Consider the following 16,762-nt stretch of genomic DNA (forward strand, 5'->3'; position numbering starts at 1 on the left):
ATGGGGGGCGGTCTATGATCGTAACCGGCATTGATGCCGGAATTCCCTGCGAGGCTGCCCCATGTCCCGATCCCTGCGTGCGTTGTTTTTCTCTCTTCCCCTGACATTGCCCCTGGCCTTTGGGGTCGGTGCGGCTCAGGCCCAGGATTTCGGCTACGACGAAGTCGAGCGGCAACAGGAGTTGCTCGGCGTCTGGTACGAGATTCGTGAAGGCAACGCCCAGCGCGGTGACACCCGCGCCATGTTCGACGTGGGTATGGCCAACTATGTCGGCCGTGGCACTGACGTGGATTACGACGCGGCGCTGCACTGGTTCGCGCGTGCGGCGGACGACGACCATGCGGGCGCCCACTACTACCTTGGTTTCATGTTTGCCGCCGGCCGTGGCACGGCTGCCGATGAAGACAAGGCCCTCGAGCACTACACCCGCTCGGCCGAACTCGGCTACGCCAATGCGCAGTACTGGCTGGGCAGCCACTATGCCCGTAACGAGCAGTCGAATGGCGAGGCCCTGGAGTGGCTGGGCAAGGCGGCCGAGCAGGGCCAGGTTTCGGCCAAGTACTACTACGGCTTCCTGCACGAGACGGGTCGCGGGACGAACCGGAATCCCGGTGAGGCCGCCCGCTGGTACACCAAGGCTGCGGAGCGAGGCGATCGTAATGCGCAGATCGGTCTCGGGCGCCTGCACCAGAACGGACAGGGCGTGGAGCGTGATCTGGTCGAGGCCTATGTCTGGTATTCCCTGGCCGAGGACAGCGAGCGCATGGAGGCCGTGAAGACGCGCATGAGCCAGCGTGATCTGGACCTGGCCCAGAGCCGGCTGGACGAACAGTCCTCCGCGATCCAGCGAGCCTCTGCACGCTAGCGCGAGCCATTATTGTTAAGGGCCTGCTGCAAACGGCCCCGGATCTTGATCCGGGGCCGTTTGCATTGCGGGCACCGGGAAACGCAACGCCTGCCCCGTTTTCGCGTTAAACTCCCGCGCTTCACTCAGGCGGCCCAAGACCATGTCTTTTCTCGAGGAAACCGCCCGGCGCCGGACGTTTGCGATCATCTCGCACCCGGACGCGGGCAAGACCACCATGACCGAAAAGCTCCTGCTGTACGGTGGTGCGATCCAGCTCGCCGGTACGGTCAAGGGGCGCAAGGCGTCGCGCCATGCCACCTCCGACTGGATGGAGATGGAAAAGCAGCGCGGGATCTCGGTGACCTCCTCGGTGATGCAGTATCCCTACAAGGGCCGCATCGTGAACCTGCTGGACACCCCCGGGCATGCAGACTTCTCCGAGGACACCTACCGCACGCTGACCGCGGTGGACTCCGCGCTGATGGTGATCGACGCGGCCAAGGGTGTTGAGGAGCGCACCATCAAGCTGATGGAGGTCTGCCGGCTGCGCGATACGCCAATCATGACCTTCGTCAACAAGATGGACCGCGAGGGCCGCGACCCGATCGAGCTGCTCGACGAGGTCGAAGAGGTGCTGAAAATCCAGTGTGCCCCGATCACCTGGCCGATCGGGTCCGGCAAGCGTTTCCGCGGCGTCTACCATATCCGCCGCGATGCGGTGCACCTGTACGACCCGGAAGAGGGTGGCAAGAAGTCCACCGGCGAGATCATCGAAGGGCTGGACAATCCGCGCCTGGACGAGGTGCTCGGCGATCAGGCACAGGAGCTGCGTGACGAGATGGAGCTGGTGCGGGGCGCCTCACATGAGTTCGATTCCGACGGCTACCTGCGTGGCGAACAGACCCCGGTGTTCTTCGGCTCCGCGATCAACAACTTCGGCATCGAGGAACTGCTGGACGACTTCGTAGAATACGCCCCGGGTCCGCTGCCGCGGCCGACCCATTCGCGCAAGGTCGAGCCCACCGAGGAGAAGTTCACCGGCTTCGTGTTCAAGATCCAGGCGAACATGGACCCGAAACATCGCGACCGCATCGCCTTCATGCGCATCTGCTCCGGCACCTTCGACAAGGGCGCGAAACTGCGCCATGTGCGCATCGGGCGCGACGTGAAGATCCCCGATGCGCTGACCTTCATGGCCTCGGACCGCGAGCATGTGGAGACCGCCTATCCGGGCGACATCATCGGCATCCACAACCACGGCACCATCCGCATCGGGGATACCTTCACCGAGGGCGAGGACCTGACCTTTACCGGCGTGCCGAACTTCGCGCCGGAGCTGTTCCGTCGCGCACAGCTGAAGGACCCGCTGAAGATGAAGCAGCTGGCCAAGGGCCTGCAGGAGCTGTGCGAGGAAGGGGCGACCCAGCTCTACCGCCCGCTGACCAATAACGACCTGATCCTGGGCGCGGTTGGCGTGCTGCAGTTCGATGTGGTCGCCGAGCGCCTGCGCACCGAGTACAAGGTCGAGGCGCAGTTCGAGAACGTGAACGTCCAGACGGCACGCTGGGTCGAATGTGACGATCCGAAGAAACTCGAGGAGTTCAAGGAGAAGGCTGCGGTCAACCTGGCGATCGACCACGGCGGCGATCTGGTCTATATCGCCCCGACACGGGTGAACCTGCAGATGGCGCAGGAGAAATGGCCGGAGGTCCGCTTCGAGGCCACCCGCGAGCACGGCCAGCCAACCGAGTAGGGGCGACCCCGGAGCCCTGCGTTGGCACCGTCATCGCGAGGAGCGTAGCGACCTGGGGACCTCCATCCGAAACCAGTGGTTCGTGGCTTGATGCCAGTTTGCGACTGCTGCGGCGCCTGCGGTGCCTCGCAATAAAGTTGCATACGACTGACGCCGGAGGGATGCATGTCACGAGTACTTCGATGGATGTCCGTAGTGGCAGTGATGCTGGCGCTGGGGGTTAGCGGCTGCGCGGTCCACAAGACCGAGACGCGGCCCGACGGGCCGGAGCCGCGTCCGGGGACGGTCAAGCAGATGAATCCGTTTCTGCACTTTCTGGAAACCCGGCCGAGCCCCGAGGAGTTCGAGCGCGTCTACCCGGACGTGACGCTGGTGCTGCCGGGCGAGATCGCGACCCACGAGTACCGCCAGGACAACTCGCGCTTCTTCGCCGAGCTGGATGACGAGGGTCGAATCCAGGACGGCGACTTTCGCTAGCGAATACGCTGCCATGACCCTGCGTATCTCCAACAGCGTTACGGTGCCGGACGACGAGATCGAACTGACCGCGATCCGGGCCCAGGGCGCGGGCGGGCAGAATGTGAACAAGGTGGCCTCGGCCATCCATCTTCGTTTCGATATCCATGCCTCCAGTCTCCCGGAGGTCTACAAGCAGCGCCTGCTGCGCCGCCGTGATCAGCGTATCAGCAAGGACGGCGTGGTGGTGATCAAGGCGCAGCAGTACCGTGCCCAGGAGGCCAATCGCGAGGATGCGCTGGAGCGCCTGGCCGAGCTCCTGCGCGAGGCGGGCCGCCCGATCAAGACGCGCAAGCCGACCCGGCCCACACGTGCCTCCAAGCTGCGTCGGCTAGAGGGCAAGACCCACCGTGGCCGCAAGAAGGCCCTGCGCGGCCGCGTCGATCCCGACTGAGAGGGTGGGGCTGCGGCGATAGACGCCTAGTCGATCCCGAGATGCCGCGGCAGCTGGCCCAGGCGGCCCAGTGTCAGTATTGGTCGGGGGCGCCCGTGTTCCCAGGGCAGCGCGTCGGGATTGAACCAGGCGGCCTGAAACCCCGCGTTCAGGGCTCCCAGGACGTCGCTGGTGCTGTCATCCCCCACATGCAGGATCTGCTTGGCCTCGACGCTGGCCTGCTCGCGGGCCTGGGCGAAGATCACCGGGTCGGGCTTGGCCGCGCCGGCCTCGCCCGCCGCGATCGCAAAGTCGAAGTGGCGCCCCAGGGGGGTGCGAAAGACATCGGCATTGCCGTTGCTGATCGCGCCCAGCCGGAAGTGACGCGACAGCGTGGCGAGCACGCCATCCGCCTCGGGGAAGGGCGTCACCTCGTTGCGCGCATGCCAGAACACCGCGAATCCCTCGCCCGAGAGCAGATCGGGACAGCAGCCGCAATCCGTGGCCAGCCGGCGCAGCCAGCGCTTGCGCAGGCCGGTCAGGTCGTGGCGCTCGCTCTGCGGGGCCGCGCGCATGAAGGCGGCCCGTTCAGCAATCAGGGCCTGCGGATCAAAGCGTTCGCAGACCGCCGGCGCGTGCTCGCGCAGCCAGGCGTAGAAGCGCGCCTCCGCATGGTGGATCACCGGCATCACCGGCCACAGCGTGTCGTCGAGGTCGAACGTCAGGCAGCGTACGCCGGTCAGCGGCGTGGGGTTGGGGATGGAGGATCGCATCCTCAAAGCATAATGGCCCGGTATGGCCAATGGGGGATATCGTCAGCCGGGCTGGGGTTGCGGGCATGCTGTGGGGGCGGCATGTTGGGGGCATACACGAACGGGAGTGCGGGATGGAGACGGACAATACCGGAGTGTGGCCGCGTTACGCCCTGAGCCAGCGGATCGTGCACTGGGCGGTCGCCGTGCTGGTGCTGGGTGCGCTGGCGCTGGGCGGGACCATTGGCTGGTATGGCTTCGAGGGTCTCCAGGAGCGCTTTGGCGAAGGCACGACCGACACCATCTACACCTGGCACAAGAGCTTCGGCGTGCTGGTGCTGCTGCTGATGCTGGTGCGTGTGGGCCTGCGCCTGCGTCACGGCAAACCACCCTACGCGGTCGCGTTGCCGCCGGCTCAGCGCATTGCCGCGGAGTCGGTCCACGGGCTGCTGTATCTGCTGCTGATCGTGATGCCGGTAATCGGCTGGTGGGCCACGGCCGCCGGCGGCTACCCGGTGCAGCTGGGTCCGCTGATCCTGCCGGGGCTGTTCCCGGAAAACGAGGCGCTGTCGGAGAGCCTGTTTGCCTGGCACCAGATCCTGGGGATCACCCTTCTGGTGCTGGCACTGGGTCATATCTCGGCGGCCCTGTACCACTGGCGTGTGCGACGGGATGGTGTCCTGCAGCGGATGACGTTCGGTTCCCCGCAGCGCGAGCGTGTACATTGATCAGTGTTTCCCTAATGCCCGTCCGCCCGTGATTCGACTGCTGCTGACCCTCGCGGCACTCAACCTCGTGCTGCTGGGACTGGATGTGCCCCGGTACGCGGGTATCGGCCCGCACTGGCTGGCCTGGGAGGCGGTCCTGCTGGTCGGGCTGTTCGCGCTGCTGCCCTCTGGGCGGATGGCGCGCGCGCTGGCCTGGCTGGCCGGATTCGTTCTGCTGGCGCTGGTGGTGCTGGCGCTGTTCGATGCCCTGACCCGCGTCAGTCTGGTGCGCCCCCTGAACGTAATGCAGGACTGGATCCTGCTGGACGCGGTCTACCGGCTGGTGACCGGCAACCTGGATGTCTGGGCCACCGTGGCGCTGGCCGGTGTCCTGATCGTGGGGCTGGTCGCGGTGATCGCGGGCGCGGGCCGCGGGTTGTTCGCGCTGACCGCGCATCCGGAGCGTCTGCGCCGAGTACCCCTGTCCGTTACGGTCGGTCTGCTCACGCTTGGATTGGTGGGGGCGGTCGTCTCCGCACGGGGTGCGGCACCGCCGGGTACGGCCGCGCCCGGGCTCGTTTCGGTCCAGGAGCAGATCGTGGCCGGGCAGGAGGCGCTGGCGGAGAACCGGGCGTTTCGCGAGCGCCTGGCACAGACCCGCGAGCAGGCCGAGGGGCGCCCTCTGCCAGGTCTTGGTGACGTGGACGTGATCCTGGGGCTGGTGGAGTCCTACGGGGTCTCGGCTGTGTTCGACGAGCGCTATGCCCCGGTGATTGTGCCGAGCCTCGAGTCCATCGGCGAGCAGCTCGACGCCGCGGACCTGCATGTGGTGACCGGCGTGCTGGAGGCCCCGATCGCGGGTGGACAGTCCTGGCTGGCGCAGGCCTCGCTGCTCACGGGCCTGCAGGTGCGCTACGCCGGACATTACGACGCCCTGCAGGCGCAGACCCGCGACACCCTGGTGCAGGACTTTCAGGCGACCGGGCACGAGACGACCATGCTGGCCCCGGCGATCCAGCTCGACTGGCCGGAGGGGCAGTGGTTTCGCTGGGACCGGATCGTCGACAAGCACGGATTCGACTACGCCGGGCCGCCGTTTTTCTGGGTGACCATGCCGGATCAGTACACCTGGTCGTTCTTCGAGCGCGAGATCCGCGGGCCCTCGGAACGCCCGGTATTCGCGATGCTGGCCCTGATCAGTTCGCATGCGCCGTGGACCCCGATCCTGCCGGTGCTGGAGGACTGGGAGGCGGTCGGGGACGGCGCGGTCTTCGACGAGTGGGCTGGCAAAGGGCCGACACCAGAGGGGCTGTGGCGGGACTTCGATCGCGTGCGCGAGTACTACGCGGAGTCCGTGCGCTATTCGCTGGAGGTGACCGGGGGCTATGCGGCGCGGTATGCGGACGAGGACACGCTGTTTTTCATGCTGGGCGATCACCAGCCGGCCGCCCTGGTGACTGGTCAGGACGCTAGCTGGGCCGTGCCCGTGCATATCATCAGCGGCGATCCGGCCTTGCTGGAGCCGTTTCGCGAATACGGGTTCGTCCCGGGCATGCAGCCGCCTTCGGAGCGGGCGGAGCATGGCTTTGACGCCCTGCGCGAGTGGCTGCGCGAGGCGTTCGGGGCGGCACCTGATTCGGACTAATCGTCGCCGTCCAGGGCTCTGTAGTCTTCCTCGAGCAGTTCGCGCATCTGGTCGACGACGCCGGGCTCGGTCCACTCGATCGCGCCGAACAGGTAGTAGCGCAGGTTGCCCTCGCGGTCGACGACATAGCTGGTGGGGTAGGCCATCGCGCGCCAGTCGTTCAGCGACTCCTGGTCCGGATCGAGCAGGATGGTGAACTCCGTTTGCACCTCGTTCTCGATGAAGTCCCGGATGGTCTCTTCGTCCTCGCCAAGATTGACCGCGAGGATGCGAAAGCCCTGTTCGCGCAGCTCGTCTTCCAGCAGCTGCATCGACGGCATTTCGTGCACGCAGGGCGGACACCAGCTGGCCCAGAAGTTGATCAGCACGACCTCGCCACGATAGTCCTCCAGACGGTGCTCTTCGCCGGCCAGGTCCGGGCGGACCAGTTCGGGCGCCGTGACGGGTTCGTCCAGCGTATCCAGCTGGACGTCGCCGCCGGTGGGCGTGTTCACGCTCAGGTCCAGGTCGTCGGATGCGGCGGCGGTGCGCGCGGCCGGCAGGCGACGCAACAGGTCCATGCCGTAGACGAGCTCCTGGTGAAAGATCTCGCGTGCCAGGAGTTCAGCCTCCATTGCATCGGGGCGGAAGAAGAACCGGTCACGCAGCTCGGGCAGCAGGCGCGCCCCGACGGAGCTGCCTCCGTCGCTCAGGGTCGAACGGATCAGGCCCAGGTGCTGGAACTGCGGGGAGAGTATCGGCTGGATGATGTAGATCGGCAGGTTGGTGACGCCGACGATGGGTTGCATCTCGGCCTCGTCGGTGTCCACGCCGGTATGCAGGTACGGGCTCATCATGATCAGCCCCGCGAGGTGTTCTGCCTCGGGGTGCTCCTCCTGCCAGTGATACAGGCCCGTGAGCAGCCAGGGCAAGGCGCGGTCATTGCCGAACACGAACACCGCACGCTCGTCCTCCGCGTGTGTGGCCTCGATCAGGTCGCCCACGGTCTCGATCGGCATCTCGTCGAAGCTGGAGGCGGCCTCCGGCAGGAAATGCCCGGCGAACGGGTCCGCCAGCCAGACCTCGACGCCGGCAGCCTGAAGCGCCAGGGCCTGCTGCCGGTGGCCGTCCAGCAGCCCGTGCTCGGACGGGAACCACAGCAGCACCGCCTCGCCATCGGCGGGGTAGCGCTCGACCGGGATCTCGGCCCCGCCCGCATCGACGCTGGTGGCGGCCGAGACCGCGCCGGTCTGGGCATCGTCCGGGGTCTCTTCGGCAATCTCTTGTGCCAGGGCGGGGCTGGCACACAGGGCGCCAGTCAGGAGCAGGGCACTGAGCCACAGGGGCAGAGGGATCATGGGCAGGGTTCTAATGGAATAGGTTCAGTTCCTAGACGCGACCGCTGCGGGTTTTGATCCCCCGCGAGTGTGAACGTCAGGGCGTTTCCGGGCGCGGGGCGTCGGCGTAGGGGTAGTCGCTGGCCTCGAGGTTTTCCTGGAAGGTCTCCAGGCGCTCCACCGCCAGATCGGTCCGGTTGAACTGGGCGATATGGAACAGGGCATCGCCCTCGTTGATCAGCGGCAGGTTGAGCTGGCCGATGATGATCCCCGAGGCCGGGGCGAGGACCTCGGTCTCGGTCTCGCCGAAGGGGTCGGAGACGATCGCCAGGCGCGTCTGGTCGCGGACCACGCGGTCGCCCTGACGGACGAAGCTGCGCAGGATGCCGCTTTGCGGGGCGCGTACCCAGCCGCTGGTGCGAGCCATGATCGGCTCGCGCGGGGTGCGCCGCCGGCTCGCCGGCAGCATGCCAAGATGCCGCATGACCTCGATGATCCCGTGCACGCCGCCGCGGATGGACAGCTCGTCGAAGCGCAGTGCCTCGCCAGCCTCGTACAGCAGGATCGGGGTGTCGCGCTCCGCCGCGGCCTCGCGCAGGGAGCCGTCGCGCAGCGCGGAATTCAGGATCACCGGCGCGCCGAATGCGCGCGCCAGCGCCTGTGTCTCCGGGTGGTCGAGGTTGGCCCGGATCTGCGGCAGGTTGGAACGATGGATCGCCCCGGTATGCAGATCGATCCCGTGGGTGCTGCGGTGGACGATTTCGCGCATGAACAGCCGTGCGACCCGGGCCCCCAGCGAGCCCTTGGGCGAGCCGGGGAAACAGCGATTCAGGTCGCGGCGGTCGGGCAGGTAGCGGCTCTGGTTGATGAAGCCGTGCATGTTGACCACGGGAATGGTCAGCAGCGTGCCGCGCATGCGCCGCAGTGCCGGGATCTTCAGCAGGCGGCGGATGATCTCCACGCCGTTGATCTCGTCGCCATGGATGGCGGCGCTGATGAACAGCACCGGCCCCTTGCGTCGTCCGCAGAGCACCTGCACGGGCATATTGGTCGGGGTGTGGGTGTACAGGGCACCGAGCTGCAGTTCCACCGTGCGGCGCTCACCCGGGCGGACGGTCGTCCCGCCGATCGTGATCGGGTCGTTCCGGTCGGCCCGGGGCGTGGCCATCAGCCACGGCCCTTGGTCTTGGTGCGGTTCGGCTTGGCGTTCTTCTCGATGAAGTCGATGATCATGCCGGCCACGTCCTTTCCGGAGGCGTTTTCGATTCCTTCCAGCCCCGGCGAGGAGTTCACCTCCATCACCACCGCGCCGTGGTTGGAGCGCAAAAGGTCCACGCCGCAGACGTTCAGCCCCATCACCTTGGCCGCGCGCACCGCCGTGGCCCGCTCCTCGGGGGTGATGCGGCACAGGCTCGCGCTGCCACCGCGATGCAGGTTGGAGCGAAACTCGCCTTCCTTCGCCTGGCGCTTCATCGAGGCGACGACCTTGTCGCCGATCACCAGGCAGCGAATGTCCGAGCCCTTGGCCTCCTTGATGTACTCCTGCACCAGGATGTGCTGCTTCAGACCCATGAAGGCCTGGATTACGCTCTCCGCTGCCTGATTGGTCTCGGCCAGCACGACCCCCAGCCCCTGAGTGCCCTCCAGCAGCTTGATCACGGCAGGCGCGCCGCCGACGGTGGCCAGCAGATCGTCGATGTCATCGGGGGAGTGGGCAAACCCGGTCACCGGGAGCCCGATGCCGCGGCGCGAGAGCAGTTGCAGGCTGCGCAGCTTGTCGCGCGAGCGCGAGATGGCCACCGACTCGTTCAGCGGATAGACGCTCATCATCTCGAACTGGCGCAGCACGGCGCTGCCGTAGAAGGTGATGGAGGCGCCGATACGCGGAATCACCGCGTTGAACTGGTCGAGCACATCGCCCTTGTAGTGGATCTGGGGCTTGTGCGCGGTGATGTTCATGTAGCAGCGTAGCGGGTCCACCACGCGGATCTCGTGACCGCGTTCCTGGGCGGCCTCGACCAGACGCCGGGTGGAGTAGAGCTTGCTGTTGCGCGAGAGGATTCCAATCTTCATTCGGGCATGGATTCCGGCGTTGCAGGATGTGGAGCGGGGCGCCCGAGCAGGAACGAGGCGCGGGGGTCCACCAGAAACCGCCCCCGCATGGCCTCGCGCCCGAGCAGCATACGAAACCGCATGGTATCGCGACTGGTCAGGGAGAGTTCCAGAGGGATGACTCGATCACCGATTTTAGCGCGGGTGGCGATGAAGTAACGCTCGCCGCTATGGCCGCCGGAGTCGGTGACGTTGCGCACGTCCAGTACCGGGGCCTCGCACCAGGCCTCGGTCTGGTCATCCTGCTGGTACGGATGAATGCCGAAGCGTACCCATTCACGCCCGTCGCGGGTAAAACTCTCGATATAGAAGGCATGCAGCGCGGAGCTGCGCGCGCCGGTATCCACCTTGCACTTGATGGACCCGAGGCCGAGATCCGGCAGGCCGACCCACTCGCGCCAGCCGAGCACATCTTCGGCACGCGCCGACGGATTGTAATGAGGCGGGCGATCCATGAGTCTCCCGGGACATTGGGTCTGGCCCCCACTATAACGAATCGCCCGCCGGTTGCTGGTGTTCAGTCGTCGGCGATCGCCGCACCGGAGAGGTTGTCGAGCGCGTTGTTCATCTGCTCGACAATATCCTCGCGATCGTCGATCCCGTGGCGTTCGGCCAGCCACTCGGGATCGTTATAGGCCAGCCAGGTCTGTCCTTCCGCATCGGTCCAGGCCAGCGCCTTCATCGGCAGGTCGATGCCCGCGTGCTGGCGGCTGGTGAACATGTGGCTGCCCAGGGCCGGATTGCCGAACAGCAGCAGCTCGGTCGGGCCAAGATCAATGTCCTCGCCCGCGGCCTTGCTGGCGTGATCCCAGCGCAGGGCGACGTTGACATCGTTCGCCTGCAGGGCGGACTCGAGGCGGTCCAGCGTTTCCGCGGCCGAGTGCGGGCTGGGCTTGGTGATCATGCCGTCCACATCGAACGCCTGCGCGGACGTGGCGGCGAGGGCGAGCGACAGTGTGGTGGCCAGAAGGGTTTTTTCGTGACGAATTCCTTTTCATCGTGGTTGAGGACTTGAATGGTCGCGGGGGGATCAAAGCGCCCCGCCGCAGCTGGAACCCTGGCCGGCCGTGCATCCGTAGCAGTGGTCGCCGACCGCGATCGGTGCCTGCGCCAGGTACTCGGGCGTCAGCTCGCCGATGTGGACGCGGTGGCCGCGACCGGCCCCCAGGGGTAACCCCAGCATCTGGTTGAAGTCACAGTCGTGCACGTATCCCTGCCAGTCGACCGAGACGAGTGTCCGACACATGACGCTCGCGAGGTTAGACGACTGATGGGCGTTTCGCAGCGTCTGCATGTAGGCGTTGTAACGGCCCTCACGCGCTAGCGTCTTGGCGAAGCGGTGAATGGGCATGTTGGTGATCGTGAACAGCGCGTTGAAAAGGATGCCGTACTCGCGCTCGAGGTGCTCGTGGTAGGCGGCCTCCAGTTCGGCCTGCGGGGGCGGCAAACTCGGCCCTTGCGGGTTGTAGACCAGGTTGAGACCGAGCCCGCTGTCGGGCTGGCCGTAACCCAGGGCATTGAGCTGCTTCAGACCTGCAATGCTGCGTTCGAACACACCGTCGCCACGCTGGGCATCGACGTTCTCTTCCAGATAGCAGGGCAGCGAGGCCACGATCTCGATGCCCTGCTCGGCCAGGAACGCTGCCAGGTCCTCCTGCCCGGGTTCACCGAGGATGGTGAGGTTGCAGCGATCGATCACGTGTATCCCGCGCTGGCGGGCGGCGCGGACCAGGTCACGGAAACCGGGGTTCAGTTCCGGGGCGCCACCGGTCAGATCCAGGGTCTGGATGTCGCAGCGATCACAGCAGGCGAGCAGTTCGTCGATCACTTCCGGCGGCATGATCTCGCGCCGGTTCGGCCCGGCGTTCACATGGCAGTGAAAGCAGGTCTGGTTGCAGACATAGCCGAGGTTGGCCTGCAGGGTTTCCAGCCGGTCGCGTGTTACAGGCGGGAAATCGTGGTAGGCGACCAATGGCTCTTGCTGGATCATCACATCCTCTGAACGGTGCGGATACGAACGCAATGCAACACCCCAAGCCTGACCGGTCGCGGCATCGCGGACAACGAAGCCGGACGGCGGGTGGGGTTCTGATACCGTAGCGGGATGCTGGAGCGCCTTCAGGTCTGGGTCTATCTCGCCGCGATTGTTCTGGGGCTGATCCTGGCCAGCCTCTGGCCGGGGTTTGGCGATGGGCTGACTACCTGGCTATGGGCCGCGCTCGGTCTGTTGCTGTTCGTCACCTTTGCACAGATCCCCTGGGAGGCGATCCGGCTCGCCTTTAACGACCGCCGCTTCCTGGCCGCCGCGCTCGTCGGGAACTTTGTGCTGGTACCCCTGTTGCTGGTCGCCCTGCTGCCGTTGGCCCCCGCCGACCCGGCGATACGGCTGGGCATCCTGCTCGTGCTGCTGATGCCCTGCACCGACTGGTTCATCACCTTTGCCCGCCAGGGCGGGGGCGATGGTGCGCGTGCCGCGGCTTTTGCACCGGTGAGCCTGGCGGCCCAGTTTCTGATGCTGCCCGTTTATCTGGCCATCATCCTGGGACCAGGGGAGGCCGTGGGCCTGATGTCGCCGGCCGTGTTCGCTGCGGCGGCGCTGCTGATCGGCCTGCCGCTGCTGGCGGCCATCCTGCTGGAACAGGCGCTCAGGCTGCGGGGGCGTGTGGAGGTCTGGCAGCACCGCTTCGCGGTCGCCACCGTTCCGCTGCTGGCCCTGGTGGTGGGAATGATCGCGCTGGTGGAGGCCCCGGTGGTGTTCCAGGGCGGGCGGGAGCTGTTGGGGGTGATCCCGGTGTACCTGCTGTTCCTGTTCGGGGCGGCCGCGCTGGCATGGGGTCTCGCACGGGCCTTCGCCCTGCCCGGCGAGCAGGGGCGCACGCTGGCGTTCAGCCTGGGCACGCGCAACTCGTTTGTCGTCCTGCCGGTGGCCCTTGCGCTGCCGGAGGCCCTGCACGCGGCCGTCATGGTCATCGTGCTGCAGTCACTGGTCGAACTGTTCGGGATGCTCGGCTACCTGCGCTGGATGCCGCGCCTGTTTCCTGCCGCGCAGGCATCCTTGGATCGATCCGGGTCGACCTGACGATCAGTCCTGGGGAGATATTGGTCTCCCTAGTCCTCCAGCTGACGCAGTTCGTGCTCGATGATCAGGTCCGCGAGGCCCTCCGGATCGTGAGCGTCAAGCACGCCCAGGTCGCCATCACGCACGAGCGGGCCGCCGGCCCCGTGCGTGTCGCCGTGCAGATCCTGGTAGGTCATCTGCCCCGGATAGAACACCGGGATCTCGGTCCACTCCAGATCAACATCATCCAGGTGTCCATCCGCGTACTGGGCCTCGATGTCGGCCTCGCCACCATCCAGACCCAGCGTCAGGGGCAGCGAGACCAGATGCCAGCGGGCCCCGGTGCCGTTATGTACAGCGAAGGCGACGTTGTAGGTGTTGCCCTCCTCGAGTGCCTTGCTGTCGCGCGGGTCCGGGGCGTCAAGCGAGCGGGTCAGCGCGATGCGCCAGGCCCCGTCCTGATAGCCGCCGCTGGCCTCGATCGCCCCGCGGCTGCCACTGGGCTCGCGCAGGAAGCGCTGGGGCAGGGTGTCGCCATCCTGCCAGTCGTAGTCGGCGTCGAATGTCACTGAATTCTCTTCCGACAGGAAGTAGGGGTCGTTCTGGCCGTATTCGCCGGCCACCAGGCGCTCCCAGTCGAGGGCCGGGGCGCCCACCTGGTCGGGGTCGAACATGTAGGCGGGCTGGTCGGCGTCGTCATCCCAGTTGGTGGTGAACATGCTGTCGCCCTCGGAGGCGAGCCGGTAGTGCAGCACATAGCCGTTGTCTGCGTATCCGATCGGGTGGCTGCGATGGGCGCGCCACTGCCAGAGGTCGAGGAACTCGCCGTCGTCGCGCATCGCCTCTAGCTCGTCCTTGTCGCGGATGGCGTCCCAGGAGACGTCTTCCGGGTCCTCGGTCTCGCGGGTCTGCGGCAGGTACTTGCGCACGTCGCTGCGGCCCATCTCCTCGCCCAGCTTGGGGTGGTCGCGCACGTCGTCGCGATCGATCTCCGAGCTCAGGCTGCGCATTCCCGCGTGCGCCGTCATCCAGCCACCGAGGCGCACGAAGTCCTCGACCGAACCGTCGTCCAGCATCATCGAGATGCGGTCTTCGTACAGGCCGTGTTCGTCCGGCTCCGGGCCGCCGGAGCCATAGCGCACCCATTCGCCATCCTCGTAGCGCCAGTACTGGTGATACCAGCTGGGGCTGTTGGTCTCGTATTCGTAGTGAATCCGGATGCGGTCGCCGTTGTAGACGGCTGCGACCCGCAACACGCCCTGACTTTCGCTGGCCCCGGGGATGTAGACATTGCGATCGGGGTCGTTCATCCGCGGTTCGTCGGCCATGGCCAGGGCGGGGGCGGTGGCCGCGAGCAGAAAGGCGAGCAGGCGTCGTTTCATGAGCGGTCGTTCCTCGGGACAGGTTCGGCGGTGCGTGGAGAAGCCCACTCGGCGCGCGCCTCGAAGGCGCGTGACCAGGCAGACGCCAGGGTGCCCGCGTCTGCCTGGAGGCAGGTTCCTACTGCATCAGCAGGTAGCCCTCGTGCTGCAGTTCGATGATCTCCGCGTCGGCCATCGGCACCAGGTTCACAAAGCCGTGGACGTCTTCGTGGTCGATGCCGCGCAGCCGGGCGGAGGCCTCACACATGCGGAACTCGATGACGCCGCCTTCACTGAGGGACTTGGCGCGACGCATGGTTTCCTCGCGCTCCTCGAACTGGTCGCGCGTGAAGAACGGGACCTCGCGGCCATGCAAAACCAGCACGATGTGGGCCTCGAACGGATCGGACTCGTAGACGTTGTTCAGCATGCTGACGCGATCGAGCACCATGTTCAGCTCGTCTTCGGTATCCACATAGACGTCGTAGACCACCTTTCGTGGCTCGTATTCGCGGTCCATCATCTCGGCCGAGCCCCAGGGCATCTTGTCGTCCGCACTGCCCGCCAGCGGCAACGCGAACAGGGCAATGCCGGCAAGCAGGCAGAGCAAAAAAGCAGGGGTGCGGGAGCGATGTTGCATGGTCGTGTCCTCCGGGTCGGTTCTTGATGTTGGACGACTGGGGCTGGGCGCTTCTTCCCCGGTTATAGCCGTTCATGAGGAGCGCTGCCGCGCAGCGCACGCTCGACGATGGATTCCATCGCCAGCGTGACGCGTCGGCTCAGGCGCTGCGGGCGCGTATAGGTAATCTCGAACAGGTCGGCCTCGCGGCTGGTCTCCAGCAGCAGATCATCGCTGGTTCGCAGTTCATCGGCCAGGCCCAGATCGTGTGCCTGTTCGCCGTACCAGTGCTCGCCGGTTGCCACTTTCTCCAGGTCCAGGGATGGGCGGTAGCGGGAAAGAAACGTCTTGAACTGGTCGTGCGCCTCGTCCAGCTGCTCGCGGAACTTGCGCCGGCCCTCGTCCGTGTTCTCCCCGAGTACGGTCAGGGTGCGCTTGTACTCACCGGCGGTCAGCAGTTCGACATCGATGTCATGACGCTCCAGCCAGCGGTGGAGGTTCGGAATCTGGGCTACGACCCCGATCGACCCCAGCACCGCGAAGGGTGCCGCCACAATGCGGTTTGCCACGGCGGCCATCATGTACCCGCCGCTGGCCGCGACACGATCCACCGCGACGGTCAGGTCCAGTCCCTGGTCGCGCAGGCGGGCCAGTTGCGAGGCGGCCAGGCCGTACGACGGGACGAGCCCGCCCGGGCTTTCCAGACATACGATCACCCGGTCCTGCTCGGGGCGGGCGAGGGTCAGGATTGCGGTGACCTCCTCGCGCAGGCTGTCGACGCTGGAGGCGCGGATGTCGCCGTTGAAGTGCAGCACATACACCCTGGGCCGTTCCTGTTCGCCGGAATCCGGGCCGGGGTGTTCGGTCGGGGTTTCCGGCTTTGGCGCTTCGGTGGATTCGCCTTCGCCGGGCGAGGAATCGCTGCCGCGCCATCCCAGCTTCTTGCGCAGCCGGGCCCGCCAGGTCGCGCTTCCCTCGACCGCGTGGCGAATGGTTTTCTCCATGCGGCGATAGCGATCGTTCAGCTTGCGTACCGTCAGGCGGTCCGGCCGCCTCTCGCGGCTCTTGGCGACCACCCCCGCCACGGCGCTCACGAAGATCAGCACCACTACGAGGGCGGTCACGAGTTTGGCGAAGAACAGCCCGTATTCCTGTAACAATTCCATCCGTGTCGTCCTGTTCCGTCGGCCGGCTTTCGGCATGCCATAATGCCAGCATGAGGATCGAAAGCGACGAAGACCCCCGTAGTGCAGGACTGTTTCCCGGGCGTGAGGGTTCCGCCAGCGCGACCCCGCCGGAACCGATTATTCATGCGGGGTACGCCACCCTGAGCCTGCGTCAGATCGACGAATGGAACGGCGTGCCCAAGGGCACGGCCTTTCGTCTATTTAAGGCGCAAAAGGACCAGCTGCGCGAGGGGCAGGACTTTTTCTACATCCCCGAGGGCAAGGACCCGGAGCTGACCGAGACCCTGCGCATGGATGGCCGGATCTACCCCTCCACGGTCCATCTGCTGCTGATGACCACGACCGCCTGCGCGCGGATGCGCGAGGAATGGCATCGGCGTATCCACAAGACCGGCTGCGGGTGCCCCGAGGAACACTAGGATGAATCGGGCGGCGTTTGGTTCGATGCTGTGTGCTGAGAAGCCGCGGCAGTGGCGGTGCAGCCTGTCACCAGAACGGGGCCGCCGCGTCCTGGCG

Annotated in this window: 18 protein-coding genes; 8 read left to right on the plus strand and 10 right to left on the minus strand. The window is 66.3% G+C overall.

Going from position 1 to position 16,762, the window contains the following annotated elements:
- Nucleotides 1-61 precede the first annotated feature (61 nt).
- The 4 genes from G015_RS0108175 to arfB all read left to right on the plus strand — a co-directional run bounded on the left by G015_RS0108175 (nucleotide 62) and on the right by arfB (nucleotide 3,510).
- Entirely contained in the window at nucleotides 62-865 is an 804-nt protein-coding gene (locus G015_RS0108175; RefSeq protein ID WP_018994014.1) for a tetratricopeptide repeat protein, read from the plus strand.
- Nucleotides 866-1,007: 142 nt separating this feature from the next.
- Entirely contained in the window at nucleotides 1,008-2,600 is a 1,593-nt protein-coding gene (locus G015_RS0108180; protein ID WP_020146450.1) for a peptide chain release factor 3, read from the plus strand.
- Nucleotides 2,601-2,804: 204 nt separating this feature from the next.
- Nucleotides 2,805-3,077, plus strand: coding sequence for a hypothetical protein (locus G015_RS0108185; protein WP_018138402.1), 273 nt, complete (start codon nucleotides 2,805-2,807; stop codon nucleotides 3,075-3,077).
- Nucleotides 3,078-3,090: 13 nt separating this feature from the next.
- Entirely contained in the window at nucleotides 3,091-3,510 is a 420-nt protein-coding gene (gene arfB / locus G015_RS0108190) for an alternative ribosome rescue aminoacyl-tRNA hydrolase ArfB (protein ID WP_018138403.1), read from the plus strand.
- A gap of 26 nt (nucleotides 3,511-3,536) precedes the next feature.
- Here arfB and G015_RS0108195 read toward each other — a convergent pair whose 3' ends face one another.
- The gene (locus G015_RS0108195; protein ID WP_018138404.1) at nucleotides 3,537-4,262 is read right to left on the minus strand and encodes an HAD family hydrolase; all 726 of its coding nucleotides are present in this window, start codon (nucleotides 4,260-4,262) and stop codon (nucleotides 3,537-3,539) included.
- A gap of 113 nt (nucleotides 4,263-4,375) precedes the next feature.
- On the opposite strand from G015_RS0108195, the gene G015_RS0108200 reads away from it, so the two are divergent.
- Together G015_RS0108200 and G015_RS0108205 are read left to right on the plus strand one after the other, a co-directional pair.
- On the plus strand, nucleotides 4,376-4,969 hold the full coding sequence (locus G015_RS0108200) for a cytochrome b (RefSeq protein ID WP_020146451.1): 594 nt from the start codon (nucleotides 4,376-4,378) through the stop codon (nucleotides 4,967-4,969).
- Nucleotides 4,970-4,997: 28 nt separating this feature from the next.
- Nucleotides 4,998-6,593: a hypothetical protein gene (locus tag G015_RS0108205; RefSeq protein WP_020146452.1), complete on the plus strand. Its 1,596-nt coding sequence runs from the start codon at nucleotides 4,998-5,000 to the stop codon at nucleotides 6,591-6,593.
- Here the strand turns inward: G015_RS0108205 and G015_RS0108210 are convergent.
- From G015_RS0108210 to arsS, 6 genes are all read right to left on the minus strand, one after another.
- The gene (locus tag G015_RS0108210) at nucleotides 6,590-7,930 is read right to left on the minus strand and encodes a TlpA disulfide reductase family protein (RefSeq protein ID WP_020146453.1); all 1,341 of its coding nucleotides are present in this window, start codon (nucleotides 7,928-7,930) and stop codon (nucleotides 6,590-6,592) included. The genes G015_RS0108205 and G015_RS0108210 overlap by 4 nt on opposite strands.
- A 76-nt stretch (nucleotides 7,931-8,006) precedes the next feature.
- A complete protein-coding gene (locus G015_RS0108215) occupies nucleotides 8,007-9,077 on the minus strand; it encodes a succinylglutamate desuccinylase/aspartoacylase family protein (protein WP_020146454.1) in 1,071 nt (356 codons plus the stop codon).
- Complete coding sequence (gene rimK, locus G015_RS0108220) at nucleotides 9,077-9,982, minus strand: 30S ribosomal protein S6--L-glutamate ligase (RefSeq protein WP_020146455.1); 906 nt, start codon at nucleotides 9,980-9,982, stop codon at nucleotides 9,077-9,079. The genes G015_RS0108215 and rimK overlap by 1 nt, the downstream gene beginning before the upstream one ends.
- Complete coding sequence (locus G015_RS0108225) at nucleotides 9,979-10,476, minus strand: ATP-dependent zinc protease (protein ID WP_020146456.1); 498 nt, start codon at nucleotides 10,474-10,476, stop codon at nucleotides 9,979-9,981. The genes rimK and G015_RS0108225 overlap by 4 nt, the downstream gene beginning before the upstream one ends.
- A 62-nt stretch (nucleotides 10,477-10,538) precedes the next feature.
- The gene (locus G015_RS0108230; protein ID WP_020146457.1) at nucleotides 10,539-10,934 is read right to left on the minus strand and encodes a DUF302 domain-containing protein; all 396 of its coding nucleotides are present in this window, start codon (nucleotides 10,932-10,934) and stop codon (nucleotides 10,539-10,541) included.
- Nucleotides 10,935-11,051: 117 nt separating this feature from the next.
- Nucleotides 11,052-12,011 carry an arsenosugar biosynthesis radical SAM (seleno)protein ArsS gene (gene arsS / locus G015_RS0108235; protein ID WP_020146458.1) on the minus strand — a complete coding sequence of 320 codons (960 nt, stop codon included), beginning with the start codon at nucleotides 12,009-12,011 and terminating at the stop codon, nucleotides 11,052-11,054.
- 114 nt (nucleotides 12,012-12,125) lie between these two features.
- Between arsS and G015_RS0108240 the strand changes: the two genes are divergently transcribed.
- Nucleotides 12,126-13,100, plus strand: coding sequence for a hypothetical protein (locus G015_RS0108240; protein ID WP_020146459.1), 975 nt, complete (start codon nucleotides 12,126-12,128; stop codon nucleotides 13,098-13,100).
- 29 nt (nucleotides 13,101-13,129) lie between these two features.
- On the opposite strand, the gene G015_RS0108245 is transcribed toward G015_RS0108240, so the two are convergent.
- The 3 genes from G015_RS0108245 to sohB form a co-directional block, all read right to left on the minus strand.
- Entirely contained in the window at nucleotides 13,130-14,461 is a 1,332-nt protein-coding gene (locus tag G015_RS0108245) for an ethylbenzene dehydrogenase-related protein (protein ID WP_020146460.1), read from the minus strand.
- 118 nt (nucleotides 14,462-14,579) lie between these two features.
- Nucleotides 14,580-15,080, minus strand: a complete 501-nt coding sequence (locus G015_RS0108250; protein ID WP_018138414.1) for a DsrE family protein — start codon at nucleotides 15,078-15,080, stop codon at nucleotides 14,580-14,582.
- Nucleotides 15,081-15,142: 62 nt separating this feature from the next.
- Entirely contained in the window at nucleotides 15,143-16,225 is a 1,083-nt protein-coding gene (gene sohB, locus G015_RS0108255) for a protease SohB (protein ID WP_018649326.1), read from the minus strand.
- Between the two features lie 50 nt (nucleotides 16,226-16,275).
- Between sohB and G015_RS0108260 the strand changes: the two genes are divergently transcribed.
- Nucleotides 16,276-16,665, plus strand: coding sequence for a hypothetical protein (locus G015_RS0108260; protein WP_017925307.1), 390 nt, complete (start codon nucleotides 16,276-16,278; stop codon nucleotides 16,663-16,665).
- Nucleotides 16,666-16,762: the final 97 nt, after the last annotated feature.

Origin of the sequence: Thioalkalivibrio sp. ALJ15, assembly GCF_000383695.1 — a bacterium.
In the GTDB taxonomy this organism is placed as follows: domain Bacteria; phylum Pseudomonadota; class Gammaproteobacteria; order Ectothiorhodospirales; family Ectothiorhodospiraceae; genus Thioalkalivibrio.